Below are 17,480 nucleotides of genomic sequence, written 5' to 3' on the forward strand. Positions count from 1 at the left end.
ACACGATACGACAAACTCAAGAGAAATTACGAAAGTATGGTAGCTATCGCGTGTGGATACCTGTGGCTACCTATGTGAAATGTCAACAGACCCTAGTGTGCGAGAAAAAAATCACCGCGCAGGAATAAATGCGTTGAGGCGAACAACTTTACATTAGGTTAGCAGGATCGGGTCGGGGTAACGGGATTGCGCCCGTTACCCCGACCCGATCGCGGGCTAAGCACCACAGCACTTCTTATATTTTTTTCCGCTACCGCAAGGGCAAGGGTCGTTTCTGCTAACTTTAGCAGGCGTAGTCAGGGAAGAAGGATGCAGCATGGGCACATCGTCTCGCCTGAGCTTGGTTCGTAGCCGATTGAAGGTGTTAGTGAGGTCCTGATTGAAATGAGGGGGGTTACCCATTATTTTCCATAAGGGGCGATTCTCCAGGATGGGTGCAAGCAGTTCGAAGGCTTCAGTTTCATTATCCTGATCAATCAATAGTTTTGCTAGCTCAAGACGAACATTGGCCATGTACGGATCGATCTGCAGCAATCTTTCAAAAGCAGCCTTTGCCGCTTTGGGCCGATTCAGATTTAACAGCAGTATGCCGAACGTGTACCAGTGCTTTACATCATTGGGGTTACGCTGGAGATGTTCGCGCGTGATTTTCAACCCCTCGGACAGAGGCATAACCTGACCCTCCACTCTGCAATCATGAAATGAAATCAGTGATTTTCCTTGCCAGCCGGTTTTTCTGTCTGCTGCCGCAATTATCATTTGCGCCGTTACGCTCATGTTAGCTTCCGGGGTGAGTTCAAATTCCACATCCTTGCCACATGACAGGCAAGGTATCTCATCCGCAATGAGAATAGTCGAAGTTTGATGCTCAGCAAGAGGAGAAACCACCACGCCTTTGACATGATATAGATTGATCGCATTGCATTCGGGGCAACGAAGTTTGAGCGATAAGGAATCTCTAAATAATTCACCACGCTCGAATGACTCCAACCGGAGCTTGCTCATTTTATAATCATCCAGTACGCGTTTTTCGACTGTTTCCAATAAAGGATCATCTTGTTCAAGCAGACGGCTGATTATGTAGAAGGCGCGATCAATCCAGGGTTGTTTCCGCTTTAATTGAGGCCTGAGCAAATCGAGCATTCTGTGATCCGGCACTGACAAAGCTAATTGGCACCAACGCTCGGCATCCTCTTCGAATAGGCTTGAGAAGCGGTCTACTGTAAAATCGGCAGCATGCTTTCCGCCAATAGCGACAATAGTGGATAAGCCATAGATTCTTTGAGAGAAATCAAGCGTGTCCCATTGCTCGATCAGCATTTCTTGAGCTTTTGTGCCGATTGATTTCAGGGACTCTTCGGCAGCTTCGCATAAGAAATCATCCGATTCTTCTGTAGCTGATTCGATCAAACAGGGTATAAATTCTTCAAACTGCAGCTTACCCATTGCTTTTGCCAAATGCACACCGCCATAAGTCATGTTTGTTTTGGCTAGCAAATCAATCATAGCGATTGCTGTTTCCTGACGGGGAAAGGCTTGCAGTCGTGCAATGAGTTGATCGAATTGAGGGAGCCAATTTAAATCAATAGCCAGCAGCGTCAGCGTGTGATCGAGATCCTTGTCCGATGGATCGAAATCATCAAGTTCATAAGCATGTAGACAGGCGGCAAGCGTTGCATCATAGCGCATCTCTTTGCTTAAATACCGGGCTAACACATTTTCAGGTTGGATGAGTGCAAGAAAAGTTCTGCATGCCGGTTGATGTGCTTGTTCCAGGATTGTAACGAGATCAGCAAGCGAGCCATTTTTATCAAGGCATTGATCGAAAAGATCGAAAGGGGCATTGGTACTCAATAAACCTGCCATTGCTTCGACGCGCTGTGTGGATATTCCTTTGCGTCTGCCCACGGCGAGTTCGAAATAGGCTGAATGACCGAATAGACCGGAAAATAACCGTTTCAATAATCTTGTTTTTCCATCGTCATCTTCGTCATCGTCATTCTTTTGGACTTGCAGAGAAGCCTTGAGGATCGACTGCAGCGATGCTGTTGATAGAATATTCGCAAAATATAATACAGAGGAAGGCATTGAGGCTTTGAAGAAGGCATCACCCGATGATGCTGGAATCAATTTACACAATTTTTCAGCCAACGTTGCATATGACTTTTTAACCTCCGGAAACGCAGCACGTTCCATTGCGATAACACGGTAGAAATCAAGTGGTTCTCCGTTTTCGACATTTGCCAGATACCTTTCGAATAGCGCCAAGAGCTCCTTAGAATGAGATTGAGCCAGGAGAGGTGTCGCTTCCAAAGCTAATTTCCCAGGCCATTGCAGCCATCGATTAAGCAGTATGTCACTCAGATTCGCAAAACGCTCAGTGGGCAAACTCCTGAAAAGCTGACACAAAATATCGATGTCATTATTTTCAATCTGCTGGATCAGGAATAAATCAGGGAACCATTCGGACGCGAATTGGATAAACTCAGACGAGGCTGTGGAAGGTAAGTTTTCCAGGACATCTAAAGCCCATTCAATCATGACGAGGTTATCAAGTTTTTCTGAAACGCGGGTAAGTGCTAACATAAATTTTTACCTAATTTGATTAAAAAGAAGGGTGAAGATTTTTGGAAGTAAAAACAATGCTGTGAATGATCATACTGTAAGCCTGGTTGCATATAGAAGCACGGAAAATTTGACTTCAATCACATGCCACCATAACTTACCACTTTTTATTCCGGCAGCAAGCAGCATATCGGTAAAGGCCAATATTGGTTGCTAGCCCGAATATTTCATAAATTGGCACGTGACCTCACTTGCCAATTTATGAAATATTCGGGTTAAGATGAACACACTGACGCTCTACCCGTTAAATGAGTCAACCGGCAGTACCCAATAGTGCGAGAATTTACACTGATGCGCTGCTGGCGGGTATTGCTGAAATATTTTTTGATGTGCGCCCCCCGTTAGTATTGATGAAATTTTCCTACAAAAATCTACACGAGCGCATAAAAAGAAAAAGCACTTAGCCAGAATCTGGCTAAGTGCTTTTTCTTTTTATATGGTAGGCCGTGCGAGATTCGAACTCGCGACCAACGGATTAAAAGTCCGCTGCTCTACCAACTGAGCTAACGACCCCAAGGCGCGCTATTATATCAATTCATCCAACAATATGAAATACTTTATCCGTCACAAAAGTAAAACAGAGCAAAATAAAAGTCATATTTTCAGGAAAACTCTAATTCCAACCCAACATACGGATAGCCTGTGCGTTGCTCCATGAGAATACTTTCTCAGCTGCTTCCTCCCAAGGTAACCAGATGCTCCGCAGATGCTCGCGCGCAGCGATGCTGATGGGAATGATTCTGGGTACTTTTAGCCCAAAAACATGCTCCATATTCTGAGTGATACCTGGAGCATAACGCCAGCGCCATTCCTGGAAAATTTCATACTGATTTTGTATATGCCAGTCAGTCAGTTCATAACATGCCGCATCGAGGCCCGTTTCTTCTTTTAGCTCCCTGATAGCGGTTTGAAGCAGTGTTTCATCCTGATCCTGACTACCTGTGACAGATTGCCAATACCCAGGATGATCTGCACGTTCCAGCAGCAATACCTGCAAATTCACTGTGTGAACGATGATCAGAACAGAAACAGGTTTCTTGTAAATCGGCACCGCTGAAATTAATAACCCCTGGAAACAGTATCTCCAGGATTACGGAGACGAATATGCAATTCCCGTAATTGCTTTTCTTCAACAGCGTTGGGCGCTTGAGTTAACAGACACTGCGCGCGCTGTGTTTTCGGGAAAGCAATCACATCACGAATCGAATCAGCCCCCGTCATCATAGCCACAACACGATCAAGGCCAAATGCAATCCCACCGTGTGGAGGTGCACCATACTGGAGAGCATTGAGCAGGAAACCAAATTTTTCCTGCGCCTCGCTATCGGAAATATTCAGTGCATGAAACACTTTCGATTGCACATCCTGACGGTGAATACGTACAGACCCTCCCCCAATCTCGACACCATTTAAAACCATGTCATAGGCTTTGGATAAGGCCTTGCCGGGCTCTGTCGCAAGAAGATCTTCATGACCCTCTGCTGGAGAGGTAAACGGATGATGGAGCGCTTTCCAGCGATTTTCTTCCTCGTCCCACTCGAACATCGGGAAATCGACAACCCATAATGGCTTCCAGTCAGTACTGGCCAATCCGCGTTCATGACCAATCTTGACACGCAAAGCGCCTAACGCATCATTGACGACCTTAGCCTTATCTGCGCCAAAGAATACGAGATCACCCTCCTGAGCGCCGGTACGTTCCAGAACGGCGCTCACAACAGCTTCTGGCAAAAATTTCAAGATGGGCGATTGCAATCCTTCCATTCCTTTTTCCAGGCTGTTAATCTTGATATAGGCCAAGCCCTTTGCCCCATAAATGGCAACAAATTGCGTGTAATCGTCGATTTCCTTACGTGATAATTCACTGCCTCTTGGAATGCGCAACGCCGCAACACGTCCACCTGGTTTCTGGGCCGCATCACGAAATACCTGGAAGGGTACATCCTGCATTAACTCAGTCAACTCAGTCAGTACCAGTGGTATACGCATATCTGGTTTGTCGGAACCATACTTAAACATGGCCTCCTCATGGCTCAGTCGAGGAAAGGGATCGGGCAAGTCGATACCGATGGCATCCCGGAACAAATTGCGAATCATCCCTTCCATCAAGGCCATGATCTCATTTTCGTTGAGAAAAGAGGTTTCAATATCAATCTGAGTGAATTCTGGCTGACGATCCGCGCGCAAATCTTCATCACGAAAACAACGGGTAATCTGGTAGTAGCGATCAAACCCAGATACCATCAGCAGTTGTTTGAATAGCTGGGGAGATTGGGGAAGCGCAAAAAAATGTCCGTCATTAACACGCGAAGGAACTAAATAATCTCGCGCACCTTCGGGTGTTGATTTAGTCAATATCGGTGTTTCTACATCAATGAAACCCTGCTGATCGAGAAACGAGCGTACTGCCATGGTGACTTTGTGACGCAGACGCAAGTTTTTTTGCATGACGGGACGGCGTAGATCAAGATAGCGATGCTCCAGGCGTATCGCTTCACTCAAATTTTCTTCATCCATCTGGAATGGCGGTGTAAGTGACGGATTAAGGATTTCAATCATATTCACCAGCACTTCCACTTCACCTGTATGGATAGTCAGATTAACTGTCCCTTCTGGACGAGGGCGCACTACGCCATTTACTTTAAGCACATATTCGTTACGAATTTTCTCCGCAATTTGGAAAGTTACAGCATTTTCAGGATCACAGACGATCTGAACAATGCCTTCACGATCACGTAAATCAATAAAAATTACACCACCATGATCACGTCGACGATGAACCCACCCATAAAGCGTAATAGTTTGATTCAGATAATGAGTATTAATGGCGCCACAATAGTTGGTACGCATAATGTATCGGTTTTAGGTAAAAAAATTAGGAACATCCAAGGATTCATCGTTTTTGGGAGCGAAAAAGCTTAGTCTAACTGTATGCGTGATCAAACCACCGGCCATATCAATCAACGAGTTGATGTAAGAGCGCTGTCGAATCATTCCGTTGTAGCGGTAGATGAAACGGTACTGGCAGTACTTTCACTCTTAGTTTCTGGTTTTGACTTGCTTTCCGATGCTGGCTTGCTTTTAAAATCTGTAACATACCAGCCGCTTCCTTTTAATTGGAAGCCAGCAGCAGAAATCTGCTTAACATAATCACTACTCCCGCATTCAGGACAGCTTCCAATGGGCGCGTCATTCATTTTTTGCAAATGTTCTTTTTCCAGGCCACACGATCGGCAAATATATTCATAGATAGGCATCATTTACCTCCATTAATCTTACAGATGGGAAAAGCGATATTATACTTTAACCATTGCGTCTAATTGTTTTCAAATAAGGAAAACAGTTCTGCTCAACATACTCGCAAAATCTGCAGAAAGAATATATAGGCTGCGACGTTTTTTTAAAGTCTTAAACCTAAAAACTACTTTTATACTGATCATACTTCAAAATTCGGTTTTTATAATCCCTCATCCGGCCTTCTCCCAGCGGGAGAAGGTATAGCTGCCGAATTTTGAAGTGTGATGAGTATAAATTGGATGAGATCCCTGGTTAACCCTCATTTCTCCCATACTTGTCATCAAAGCGGACAATATCGTCTTCCCCCAAATAAGAGCCGGATTGAACTTCGATCATCTCAAGCGGTAAACGACCCGGGTTCTCCAAGCGGTGGCGAACGCCCAATGGAATATAAGTCGACTCATTTTCACTGACAAGATAACTGTTGTCATCACGTATCACCTTTGCCGTCCCGCGCACGACAACCCAATGCTCTGCGCGATGATGATGCATTTGCAATGATAAGGCGGCGCCAGGTTTGACTACGATTCGTTTTACCTGGAAACGCTCTCCCGCATCCACCGCATCATACCACCCCCAGGGACGATATATCTTGCGATGCAACAGCACCTCAGCACGCCCGCTGCGCTTCAGTACATCAACAATCTTCTTGACATCTTGCGTTCTATCTTTATGCGCAACCAGAATGGCATCGGGTGTTTCAATCACAGCCAAATCGTGAACGCCAACACAAGCCACCAATCGATTCTCGGAAATAACCAGCGTATTCTGGCATTCATGCAACAGGACATCTCCACGCACCACATTGCCCGTTTCATCCTTGGGCAGTACATGCCACAGCGAATCCCATGCACCGACATCAGACCATCCTGCAGAAAGCGGAATGACCACTCCAGAAGGCAATACATCACGCTGTTCAGTCAATCGTTCCATGACCGCATAATCAATGGAATCACTTGGGCACAGCATGAAAGCTGTTTTATCCACACGTAAAAAATCACCATCTACCGAGCCTTGATCCCATGCGGCACGGCATGCTGCCAGAATATCCGGGTGGCATTGCTCCATTGCTGATAACCAGATTGATGCGCGCATCATGAATATCCCGCTGTTCCATAAATAAGAACCATCGTCCAGATAGGCTTGCGCAGTGGCTTGACCCGGCTTTTCAACAAAACGGGTGATACCAAAAGCATCCTGCTCCTTCAATGCCTCGCCCGCTTGAATATAGCCATAACCTGTTTCCGGCGCGTCCGGTGTAATGCCAAAAGTTACCATTGCCCCTTCCTCGGCAAAGGCCATACCCTTGCGCACGCTCGTTTGGAAAGCAGGAATATCTACGATGACATGATCAGAGGGCATCACCAACAAAACAGGATCGGCATCATTACGGCCAGCAGCCAATGCAGCAAGTGTTAATGCAGGAGCAGTGTTACGCCCAGCGGGTTCTAATAAAATACTACATTCTTTTTCGATTACCCTAAGCTGCTCGGCAATAACAAAACGGTATTCTTCATTACATACAATCATGGGTGCTTGGATACGTACATCTGTTAACCCGTCCAAACGACGCACAGTCGCTTGCAATAATGAATCTTTATTAACCAGGGATAACAGCTGCTTAGGATATCTCTCACGCGAAAGTGGCCATAAACGCGTACCAGATCCGCCGGACAGGACTACAGGAATCAGCGATTGCATGTTTTTAATTCTGATCTCTTAAAACGATGTCAAATTATAACTGCTCATTTTGCATAAGCAGCGCTACTTCAACTACCCGCAAGCTTTGAGGCAAGTACCTCAACGATACGTTCAGCCGCTCTACCATCCCATAAATGAGGCCGACGCCCCTGTTTGCCCTCGCCACGCAAAATTTTACCCACTTCAGCGATAATGCGCGCGGGATCGGTCCCAACAAGTGTATTCGTCCCCTCCTCTACCGTGATTGGGCGCTCGGTATTCTCACGAATGGTAATACACGGCACACCCAATGCAGTCGTTTCTTCTTGCAAACCGCCGCTATCCGTTAACACCACGGCAGCGTCTTTCCATAAATCGAGAAAGGGCATGTAAGCTTGAGGTCCTACCAAAGTAATATGCCTTCCCAGATCAATATCAAATTTTTTCAAATTATCACGGGTCCGAGGGTGAACTGGAAAAATCAGCGGCAGTTCAGTAGAAATTTCTTTTAATGCCTTACTTATATTAGATAGCACCTCAACATCATCGACATTACTGGGCCGATGGAGCGTAATCACACCATAGCGTCTTGCCTGCGCTGCATGGACTTCTTTAAATTTGCTTGTCTCAGAAGCCTCCATTTCGGTTTGGGTTAGTTTGTTAATCTGATAAAGCAGATTATCCACCATGACGTGCCCGACATGATAAATGGCTTCATCGGGTTTTCCTTCCCGGCGCAAATGCATCATTCCGCTTGGTTCTGTTACAAAAAACCAATCTGAAATACTATCCGTGACCAGGCGATTGATCTCCTCTGGCATTTTTATATCGCCGCTACGTAAGCCTGCTTCTACATGAGCTACAGGGATATGAAGCTTTTTAGCCACAATTGAACAAGCAAGAGTTGAATTAACATCCCCTACTACTACGATAGCATCAGGTGGTTCTGCCTGACAATACTCTTCAAAAGCCAGCATGATTTTGGCTGTCTGCTGGGAATGGCTACCTCCTCCTGCTGCCATGAAAATATCGGGTTCTGGAATGCCAAGTTCCTCAAAAAACACATCATTCATCTCCCGGTCGTAATGCTGGCCGGTATGAACGATTCGATACACCAAATCCCCACTTTTCTGCAATGCCCGCACGATAGGTGCAATCTTCATAAAATTGGGCCGTGCACCCGCAACGAGATAAATTTTCTTAGACATGGTTCCTCCCGGTTTCTCTGGTCTCTGGTCTCTGGTCTCTGGTAATAGCTGCCGCTGATTGTAAACCATCCGTCAGTTGAAAAAGATGAGAATTCAGGCGATTTTATAGGCTTATTATCTTGAACCACCACTAAAAAAACGCTCGCTAATTATGACTACTTGCATTCTCCACAAATATGAATATAATTACGAATCATTCTCATTAACGATATTGTTTGCGCTATACTCATCATTAACAAACGAATTCTAAACCAATCGACAAAAGGCGTGCTTCATGTATATTTGTGTCTGCAAGGGAGTTACTGATCATGCTATTCGTGAGGCCGTTCTTCAAGGCGCTGAGCGAATGCGTGATCTAAAAGCTTGCCTGGGTGTTACTGAACAGTGTGGTCTCTGCGCCTGTCACACAAAAATGGTGCTGGATCAAACACGAAAGCAGAAAACCTTGGCGCAACCCCCTTCACCTGAACCCACTCGTCCCCACGAGTCCATCATTTGAGGAGAGAGTTATGAAAGGTAATGCAGATATTATTCGTTGGTTGAATCGCCAGTTACAGCATGAGTTAACTGCAATCAATCAGTATTTTCTTCATGCACGCATGTACGAAAACTGGGGCTTTAACAAACTCGGAGAGCACGAATATCAAGAGTCCATTGAGGAAATGAAACACGCTGATGAACTCATTAAGCGTATTTTGTTTCTAGAAGGATTACCCAATTTACAAGAGCTGGGTAAACTTTTGATTGGCGAATCCGCGCAAGAATGCGTAACCTGCGATTTGAATCTTGAAAGTGCTTCACGTGAGACGCTCATTGCCGCGATTGCTGCTTGTGAGACAGCTCAGGATTATGTTTCACGAGAAGTTTTTAAACAGATTCTGGAAGATACTGAAGAACATATTGATTGGCTGGAAATGCAACTGGAAGTCATGCAAAAAGTCGGTATTCAGAACTGGCTACAAAGCCAAATGTAACATTCTTAACCTGTCGCTGGCCGGACACTGCCAGCGGCATTCGACATTATCAGCCAGCCAACTCAACCAGCCAGCTATCCCCTCCCCCTGACAAATCAATCTTTTGCTTTGACCAATCTTATTGGAAATAATAATGCCTGCCCTTAGTTCTGTATTTTCTACTACTCAGAATTGGATAAAGACTTTCATTCAAGCGCAAAACAAATGTCGAGGCACTCAATCCAATCGTATAATTTTATATACGACATTATTTTTTCTCGTATATGCTGTTGTTTTACCAAACATTGTTTTTGCTGAATCGCCGGAAGTTACTGAATCTGCTACACGCACTTATAACATTCCCGCAGGCTCTCTGGAAAACGCCCTCAATCAGTTTTCGAATCAATCAGGCGTAAAAATATTTTTTGATGCTGCAAGCATCCAGGGCAAAACAACACAGGGTTTAACGGGTAATTATGAAACCAAAGCCGGATTAGATCGATTACTTGCCGGGACTGAGCTGCAGGTAATGTCGCATGCTGATGGCTTCACACTTGTAAAATTATCTGCCAGTTCCGCAACGAGTCCCGTTGTCACGACCTTACCCTCGATACAAATAACAGCCAATCGCGAAAAGAGTCGCTATATGGCCACCAACAGTATCACAGCAACCAAGACCAATACGCTGTTACGCGATGTGCCTCAATCAATCTCTGTGATAACAGAAGGTCTCATCAAGGACCAGGCAGTACGAAGTATAAGCGATGCTGTGCGCTATGTACCGGGTGTCGGTGTCTCACAAGGTGAGGGAAATCGTGATGCCCTGGTTTTTCGTGGCAATCGCTCAACGGGTGATTTCTTTGTTGATGGGGTTCGTGATGATGTTCAATACTTCCGTGATCTCTATAACATCGAGCGAATTGAAGTGCTGAAAGGCGCCAATGGAATGATTTTTGGGCGCGGTGGCTCTGGCGGGGTGATTAATCGCGTGACCAAACAGGCAGGCTGGGAACCCATTCGCGAGTTTTCTTTTCAGGGAGGCTCATTTAATCTGAAGAGAATAACAGCGGATGTCAACCAAGCCATTAATGATCAAGTTGCTTTCCGGGTAAATGGTCTATTTGAAGATGCTGGAAGCTTTCGTGGCGGCGTAGATTCAAATCGCCTGGGTATTTCGCCAACCGTAACCATTAAACCCACTAACCGCACCAAAGTTGTTTTAAATATGGAACGATTTCATGACGATCGCACTGCCGACCGAGGCATCCCTTCCTTTCAGGGCGGCCCGGTAGATGTTAAAAGATCCCAATTCTTTGGAGATCCGAGACGAAGCAATTCTAATGTCGAGGTTTTATCATTTAATTCCTTGATCGAACATCGATTCGATCTTGGGATAACCCTGCGTAACCGGACAAATTACGCTCAATACGATAAATTTTATGAGAACGTGTTTGCCAATGGCCCTGTCTCTCCCTTTACAAGCCTGGTATCACTGGGTGCCTATAATAATGCCACTGACCGTGAAAATGTTTTCAATCAGACGGATTTCCTGTATTTACTTGAAACAGGGCCTATCGCGCACACCCTGCTGGCAGGTATCGAAATAGGACAACAGATCACCAATAACAAACGGGAAACCGGGTTCTTTAATAATGATCTTACTCCTAGAGGAGCTAGCTTCCGCGTTCCTCTCAGCAATCCCATCACCAATGCTCCCATAACGTTCATTAATGCGGAAGGAGATGCGCATAACCGCAGTAAAGTTGATATTACATCTTTTTATTTCCAGGATCAGATTGAATTCATCCCTCAACTCCAGGCAATAGTCGGCGTGCGCTACGATCTGTTCGAGACAAATTTTCACGACAAGAATGGTAATCAAGATCATCTGAAAACCAAAGATGGCTTATTGTCACCAAGATTTGGCTTGATTTACAAACCGATCGAACCTGTTTCAGTTTATGCAAGCTTCAGTCAGGCATTTGTGCCGCGCGCCGGCGAACAACTGACCTCTTTGACTGTAACCACACAGACACTCGAACCAGAAAAATTTACCAATCTGGAAGCCGGTATCAAATGGGATATTCGTCCCAATCTATCCATAACGGGGGCTGCATTCCGAATAGACCGTACCAATGTGATTACAGTTGATCCCAATGATTCATCCCGGGCTTTTTTAACCAAAGGACAACGCACTGAAGGCGTCGAAGTAGGTATCAATGGTCAATTAACTTCAAACTGGAGCGTGATGGGCGGTTATGCTTATCAGGTTGGCGAAATTACCAGCTCACAACTTGGCGCACCCAAAGGAAACACGGTTGGTGAACTTCCTCGCAATACATTTTCAGCATGGAGCCGATATGACCTAACACCCAGATTTGGTGCCGCAGTGGGGGTCATCTATCGCAGCAGTATGTTCGCTTCAACTGATAATACGGTTAGCATCCCGGATTTTACCCGGGTTGATGCAGCCGTATTTGCTCAGCTAAGCAAGCAAGTCCGTGCTCAAATCAATGTAGAAAATTTACTTGATGCAAAATATTTTGCGTCGGTTCAGAACAATAACAATATTACGCCTGGATCGCCTGTTGCAGTCCGTGCATCCTTGATTGCTAATTTCTAACTAATAAATTAAACCTGGAAACCCTTCAGGTCTAATTTATTACCAATCCATTTTTATATTCTAAAGGAATACGAGCGACAGTGATTATATGATTGATAATAATTATTATTTGTATTACTGTTATTATTTTCAACAAGGGAGGGTTATATAAATGCTTTTATCTAGATTTTTAATCATGCTGGGCAGTATCTTGATGCTGTACGGCGGGATTACTACGTTGAGTAACGAGAGCGGCATTGTCCATGCCGCAACACTTCAAACAACCTCTAGCAAAGAGGCCATTGAAACGGCTGTTTCTGCTTTCAAGACTATTGGCACATTGCGAAGAGAATCACCCATTAACGCAGATGCCATTGCAGGCGCCTATACGGGTGCGCTGCAAACCCTTACTCAGGAAGTCGATACTACCAATAGCTTGAGTCTGGATAGCGATATTCTGGCTGCAATTGATGATATCAAAAAGAACAATGAACCCAAGTTAGCGGGCCAGGTCATCGACAAGACTTTGCAGCGTGTTTTCTATCAAATTATTTTTAATCGCATTGCAACGATACGAGAACAATTTAATGATGGAACCCCTGCCGCGCTCATTCAAAAGTTAGATGAAGCAGTCGCATCGTTTCAAGCGATTACTGGAACGGTTGCAAGAGCCAACCAGGTTCTGACTGCGGATAGACGGTCCCTGCAAGAAGGCGCCAATTCCGGATTGGATATTTTAATTAATGAATCATTTGAACGCGTTAGGGCAACGTTAACTAAAAGCAACCCAGTCGAAGATTTTGCGAACTTCGGGGTTGAGCGCTACGCTATCAGGATGTCATTAGCTCGCGCCTATTACAATTCGGTTTTACGTGAAGTGGCCGGTGTTATTGAGAATAGAGACCGTGATCCGGAAACCACAGCCATAGAGCTAAAAGAAGGTGAAATTTTTTATCGTATTATTGAATCACTTATCGCCAGAGATAATCCAGCAGGTAGTTTGCTCATTAAAGCTCAGCTGACAGGAAATGCTTCAAGAATTGTAGCAGATGAAATCGTCAGTGAATTAAGTAAGGGATTGATTGGCCGGGTCAAAGCTGAAATGAACGGTCAAGAACAGAATATTGGCAAAGATCGTGCTCATGCGATGGCAGAAGCTGCAGGTGCAGTGTATTTCGCCAATATCCTTCTACCGGATGTAGAACTCCGCCTGGGTACTGGCGTGCGCAGCAATCTGGAGAATGCGTTAAATCTTCTGCAAAGCGCCAGCAGTGAAAATAGTGCGCCTAAATCGGCAGAAGCACGTCAAGCCATATCAACCATTCTGGCTAGCTATGAAAACGAGCTTAATGTAGCCAAATATAATAATACGAGCGACACCGCTTTTATTGATAGCGCCGTTTCAGCTTATCAGGCTATTGGTGAGTTACGTAGACAAATTCCTGTTAATGCAGATGCCATCGCTGCAGAATATGAAGGAGAGTTGCAACAATTGACTCTGTTGGCTGATAGCATTTATGGATTGTCAATGAACAGCGATATATTGACCGCCATCGGATTTATCAGGAATGAAAATCAGGTTGCGTTGGCTGCACAAGCCATTGACAAAACATTACAGCGCGTTTTCGCCCTGGTCATCTATAACCGGGTAACGCTAGCCCTTGATGCATTTGATAACCTGGCACCTGAAGCGCTTAAACTTGAATGGGATCGGGCGTACGCGGCGTATCAGGCAATTATCGGCACGGCATCCAGAGAAAACAAGGTGCTGACAGCGGATAGACTGGCTATTGAGACGGGCACCAACCCCAACCTGGATGACCAAATAACACTGGCATTTATTCAGGGCAAAGAGGCATTAGGCAAGGAAAATGCCAATGACAAAACCCATGTTGCGATCGCGCGCGAAAACATCATTATTCCAGTGGTTAGAAGTTTCCTCATTGGCGTATTGCGTGAAGTGGAAGGCATTATTGCTGACCGGGACAGGGATATCGATGAAGCCAGAGAAAAACAGATTGAAGGTGTGTTTTTCTACCGGATTATTGAAGTATTTATCGCGCAATTCAATCCAACCGGCAGCAATCTTATTAAAGCCCAGTTGGCTGGAGATTTAGCCGGTACGGTTGCAAATCAGATTGTGAGCGAAATGAGCAAAGGCATCATTGGTCAGATTCGCAATAATCTAGCTCATATTGAGTCGACATTTAACACGGATCGCGATCGAGCCATAGTGGCGGCTGAAGGATTATCGCTTTATGCCAATATCTTTCTTCCGGATCTGGGGTTACGTCTAAATTCATTAGAACGCGTAAAAATGGAAAATGCGCTACAAAACTTGAAAGAAGCTTGTGCTTCAGGTGCAGTTGACAAAGCGATCGCTGCTCGTGAGGCCCTATTGGCAGTTATCGCCAATTATGAAAAAGAGTTGATTTAATACAAAATACCCGCCATGAAATCTTCATGGCGGGTATTTTTTCTAAAAAAACAGGCCGTGATCTTGATGTTTTCTTGATCACGGCCCGTTCTGTTTTATAATCGCCAGCTTCGCAAAGCTGGCTCTAGCTAAGTAATTAGAGATTAAAAACCACCATATCTGCGGTGATATCAGCGGTATGTATACCCACAAGATCAATGGAAGCGCCTACGTCGCCAAACTCAACGGTCACGCCATCAACCCTTTCATTGAAGCCGGTTATAAATGGCAGAAGCTGCTCGATACTATTAATGCCGAGTACTTCTGAATCAAAGAAGAAACGGTCCTCGCCAATAACAAAATCTTTTACCTGAAAATGACCGGGCGCATAAAAACCAAACGTATCGTGACCACTATCTCCAGTCATCCTGTCATGGCCATGACCTGCCCGCAGAATATCATTGCCTTCGCCGCCAAACAGCTTGTCGGTGCCTTCCCCGCCATCCAGATCATCATCCCCGGCATCGCCAAACAGAGTGTCGTTACCTCCCAAGCCTTTAAGCGTATCGTTCCCGCCATTTCCTTCGATCCTATCATGATCCTCGTTGCCGCCATTTCCTTCGAGGAAATTACCGGCCTCATCCCCAATAATAAGCAGGTCATTTTCATCGAATCCGCCTGAACCAAAGCCAAAAAATTCGATACCATCAATAATTTCAGAAGTTTTCCCAGAATTACTGAGATTTGGGCGGGGTTCGCGAGTAACAGCCATGTTGTTTCCTCCAATTGCATTAGTTTAAATCAAAAATTTACAAATTCACTTATTATTCTTATTTAAAAATAAGAATAATAATGAGAGTAATTCTCAATAATAACAAAATAATAAGTAAAATACCAAAAAATCACGGAAATCTGTAGAAAATCAAATCATGACCGAGAAACTGATGGAATCATTGCAGCAAGCACGAAACTTTATTCAAGCGGGTAATTTTACCGAAGCAGACAAAATACTGAGTCCGTTAAAAAAAGAATCCCCCCTATCACCCGATATCGCCAAACTATGGTGCGCGCTGGCAATGCGAACAGGTCAGGTAGCCGAGATTTTGCCGTATGCAGCGAAAATTTATGCCCATAGCCAAGGTGATTTCCAGAAAGCGTACTGGGCGCAATTGATGGGGACTGCAAGCTTCCTGGCATTGGACCTGGCAACTGCCCTGGATAATTTCACTGGTGCAATCAATCATCTCATTGCATTGGCCAAATCCGGAAAAGCGCCCGCAAAGCGGAAACAGACAGAAGAGCAAACTGGTGCAGAAAACCTGTTTGTTTCCGGCAAGGCAGAACAGTTGTTATGGACCACCTGTGCAGAACTGGCATCACAGGGAATACCCGCATTCCCGTTTGCGGGAACGCTGCTCGGCATAGTGCGCAACGGCCATCTACTGGATTTTGACAAAGATCTGGATATTGCAGTCTGGATGGAATCCTGGGAAGCCTGTTGCAACGCGCTTGAAAAAATGGGGTGGTGCAAGGTGCCCACGGGCATTACCTACAGTAATTATCGTGACTATGTGCACTCAGAGACCGGCATGACACTTGACTTATGTGGCCTGCAGTACAGAAATGAGCAGCAGATCACAGGTGGTTTTTCCTTGCCGGATCATCCGGCAGAGTATCAACGGGTTTCGGTTTTTCCCCGATTCGATTTGGTACAACGCAGCACCGCGTACGGTAACGTATGGTTTCCCCAACCTCCCGAGAAAATTTTAGCTGCATTTTATGGCGACTGGCGCACTCCCAATCCCCACTGGGATACCGTCATCTCGGCATTAAATCTTGAAAGATTTACCTTGCTGGTACGCTGCTATGCCTATCATCGCCTGATTAAGTGCTGGCTAGCAGGAAATCTTGCCAAAGCATGGCGTTATGCTCATCAAATCGCCCTGAAAGATCCCGATGATGTCGCCATTTTGCGTAGCCGCCAATGGCTGGAACGAACCCTGTCACGTTTAGGCCAGGATATTCCATCCTGGCCCGGAAACCGGCCTCAGCGGCGTGTTTATACACGAATGGTGGCCGATTTGTTTCATGAAGGTCACGTGAATTTCTTACGCGAAGCGCGCGCACTGGGCACCCATTTAACGGTTTGTGTCGTCCCGGACGAGCGGGTTCTGGAAAACAAAGGAAAACTCCCCGTCATGACGCAGGCAGAGCGTGCTGCAGTCGTTTCAGCTTGCAAATACGTGGACGTGGTCATTACCGACAGCCCGGTGAATACCACGCCTGAATTTATGGCGCAATACGGCTTTGCCATTTATACGTTCGCCTGCGCTTCCGAGGAAGAACGGACAGAAAAGTACAAACTATGCACGACGCTTCCACCCGACATGATTAAAGAACTCGTCTATACGCCCGGCATCTCCACATCTGATCTCGTCACACGTATTTTGAATGGTGCGGGAAGTACAGACTGAGAACCTGAGAATCCGCAGGCTGGCTAACAAAACTTGCACCTAACATCGCTTGGGCGCTTCATTCCCAGTTCAGCCTCACCGCTGCATAATGGTTGGAGCGCTTGCTCCACCCCTGCAGGTATTACAAAATAATACCTCCCTCCCCACCAGCCAAAGCAAAACCACTTGCCGGTTGCCCCCCCATTATTCTCCTGATAGCGTAAATAACCCGGGAATCTCCTACAA

At 45.5% G+C, this 17,480-nt stretch carries 12 protein-coding genes, 1 tRNA gene and 1 pseudogene; 6 read left to right on the forward strand and 8 right to left on the reverse strand.

Translation table 11 applies throughout. The annotated features are described in order from the left end of the window. Positions 1-78, forward strand: a pseudogene (locus BLP80_RS15080) (IS5/IS1182 family transposase); the annotation flags it as partial. Between the two features lie 138 nt (positions 79-216). On the opposite strand, the gene BLP80_RS15570 reads toward BLP80_RS15080, so the two are convergent. The 7 genes from BLP80_RS15570 to wecB all read right to left on the reverse strand — a co-directional run bounded on the left by BLP80_RS15570 (position 217) and on the right by wecB (position 8,810). Next, positions 217-2,586 carry an SEC-C metal-binding domain-containing protein gene (locus tag BLP80_RS15570; RefSeq protein ID WP_176754255.1) on the reverse strand — a complete coding sequence of 790 codons (2,370 nt, stop codon included), beginning with the start codon at positions 2,584-2,586 and terminating at the stop codon, positions 217-219. Between the two features lie 476 nt (positions 2,587-3,062). After that, positions 3,063-3,138, reverse strand: a tRNA-Lys gene (locus BLP80_RS03760). 100 nt (positions 3,139-3,238) lie between these two features. Continuing rightward, positions 3,239-3,676 (reverse strand): dihydroneopterin triphosphate diphosphatase, encoded by a 438-nt coding sequence (gene nudB, locus BLP80_RS03765; RefSeq protein ID WP_176754256.1) that lies wholly within the window; start codon positions 3,674-3,676, stop codon positions 3,239-3,241. An 8-nt stretch (positions 3,677-3,684) separates the two neighbouring features. Further along, a complete protein-coding gene (gene aspS / locus BLP80_RS03770) occupies positions 3,685-5,475 on the reverse strand; it encodes an aspartate--tRNA ligase (protein ID WP_090540299.1) in 1,791 nt (596 codons plus the stop codon). 140 nt (positions 5,476-5,615) lie between these two features. Continuing rightward, a complete protein-coding gene (locus BLP80_RS03775) occupies positions 5,616-5,882 on the reverse strand; it encodes an FmdB family zinc ribbon protein (RefSeq protein ID WP_090540301.1) in 267 nt (88 codons plus the stop codon). A gap of 292 nt (positions 5,883-6,174) precedes the next feature. Next, the gene (locus BLP80_RS03780) at positions 6,175-7,623 is read right to left on the reverse strand and encodes a mannose-1-phosphate guanylyltransferase/mannose-6-phosphate isomerase (protein WP_090540303.1); all 1,449 of its coding nucleotides are present in this window, start codon (positions 7,621-7,623) and stop codon (positions 6,175-6,177) included. 68 nt (positions 7,624-7,691) lie between these two features. Further along, entirely contained in the window at positions 7,692-8,810 is a 1,119-nt protein-coding gene (wecB, locus tag BLP80_RS03785) for a non-hydrolyzing UDP-N-acetylglucosamine 2-epimerase (RefSeq protein WP_090540306.1), read from the reverse strand. A gap of 274 nt (positions 8,811-9,084) precedes the next feature. Between wecB and BLP80_RS03790 the strand changes: the two genes are divergently transcribed. From BLP80_RS03790 to BLP80_RS03805, 4 genes are all read left to right on the forward strand, one after another. Continuing rightward, entirely contained in the window at positions 9,085-9,309 is a 225-nt protein-coding gene (locus tag BLP80_RS03790) for a (2Fe-2S)-binding protein (protein WP_090540310.1), read from the forward strand. Between the two features lie 10 nt (positions 9,310-9,319). Next, positions 9,320-9,784: a bacterioferritin gene (gene bfr, locus BLP80_RS03795; protein WP_090540312.1), complete on the forward strand. Its 465-nt coding sequence runs from the start codon at positions 9,320-9,322 to the stop codon at positions 9,782-9,784. Positions 9,785-9,917: 133 nt separating this feature from the next. Next, a complete protein-coding gene (locus BLP80_RS03800) occupies positions 9,918-12,386 on the forward strand; it encodes a TonB-dependent siderophore receptor (protein ID WP_090540314.1) in 2,469 nt (822 codons plus the stop codon). Between the two features lie 151 nt (positions 12,387-12,537). Continuing rightward, on the forward strand, positions 12,538-14,802 hold the full coding sequence (locus BLP80_RS03805; RefSeq protein WP_176754257.1) for a hypothetical protein: 2,265 nt from the start codon (positions 12,538-12,540) through the stop codon (positions 14,800-14,802). Positions 14,803-14,938: 136 nt separating this feature from the next. Here the strand turns inward: BLP80_RS03805 and BLP80_RS03810 are convergent, their stop codons facing one another. Then, positions 14,939-15,553 (reverse strand): calcium-binding protein, encoded by a 615-nt coding sequence (locus BLP80_RS03810; protein WP_090540316.1) that lies wholly within the window; start codon positions 15,551-15,553, stop codon positions 14,939-14,941. 157 nt (positions 15,554-15,710) lie between these two features. Here BLP80_RS03810 and BLP80_RS03815 point away from each other — a divergent pair, with 157 nt between their 5' ends. After that, complete coding sequence (locus BLP80_RS03815; RefSeq protein WP_090540319.1) at positions 15,711-17,255, forward strand: adenylyltransferase/cytidyltransferase family protein; 1,545 nt, start codon at positions 15,711-15,713, stop codon at positions 17,253-17,255. The last annotated feature ends 225 nt before the right edge of the window (positions 17,256-17,480 follow it).

Source organism: Nitrosomonas sp. Nm132 (genome assembly GCF_900100485.1).
Lineage (GTDB): Bacteria > Pseudomonadota > Gammaproteobacteria > Burkholderiales > Nitrosomonadaceae > Nitrosomonas.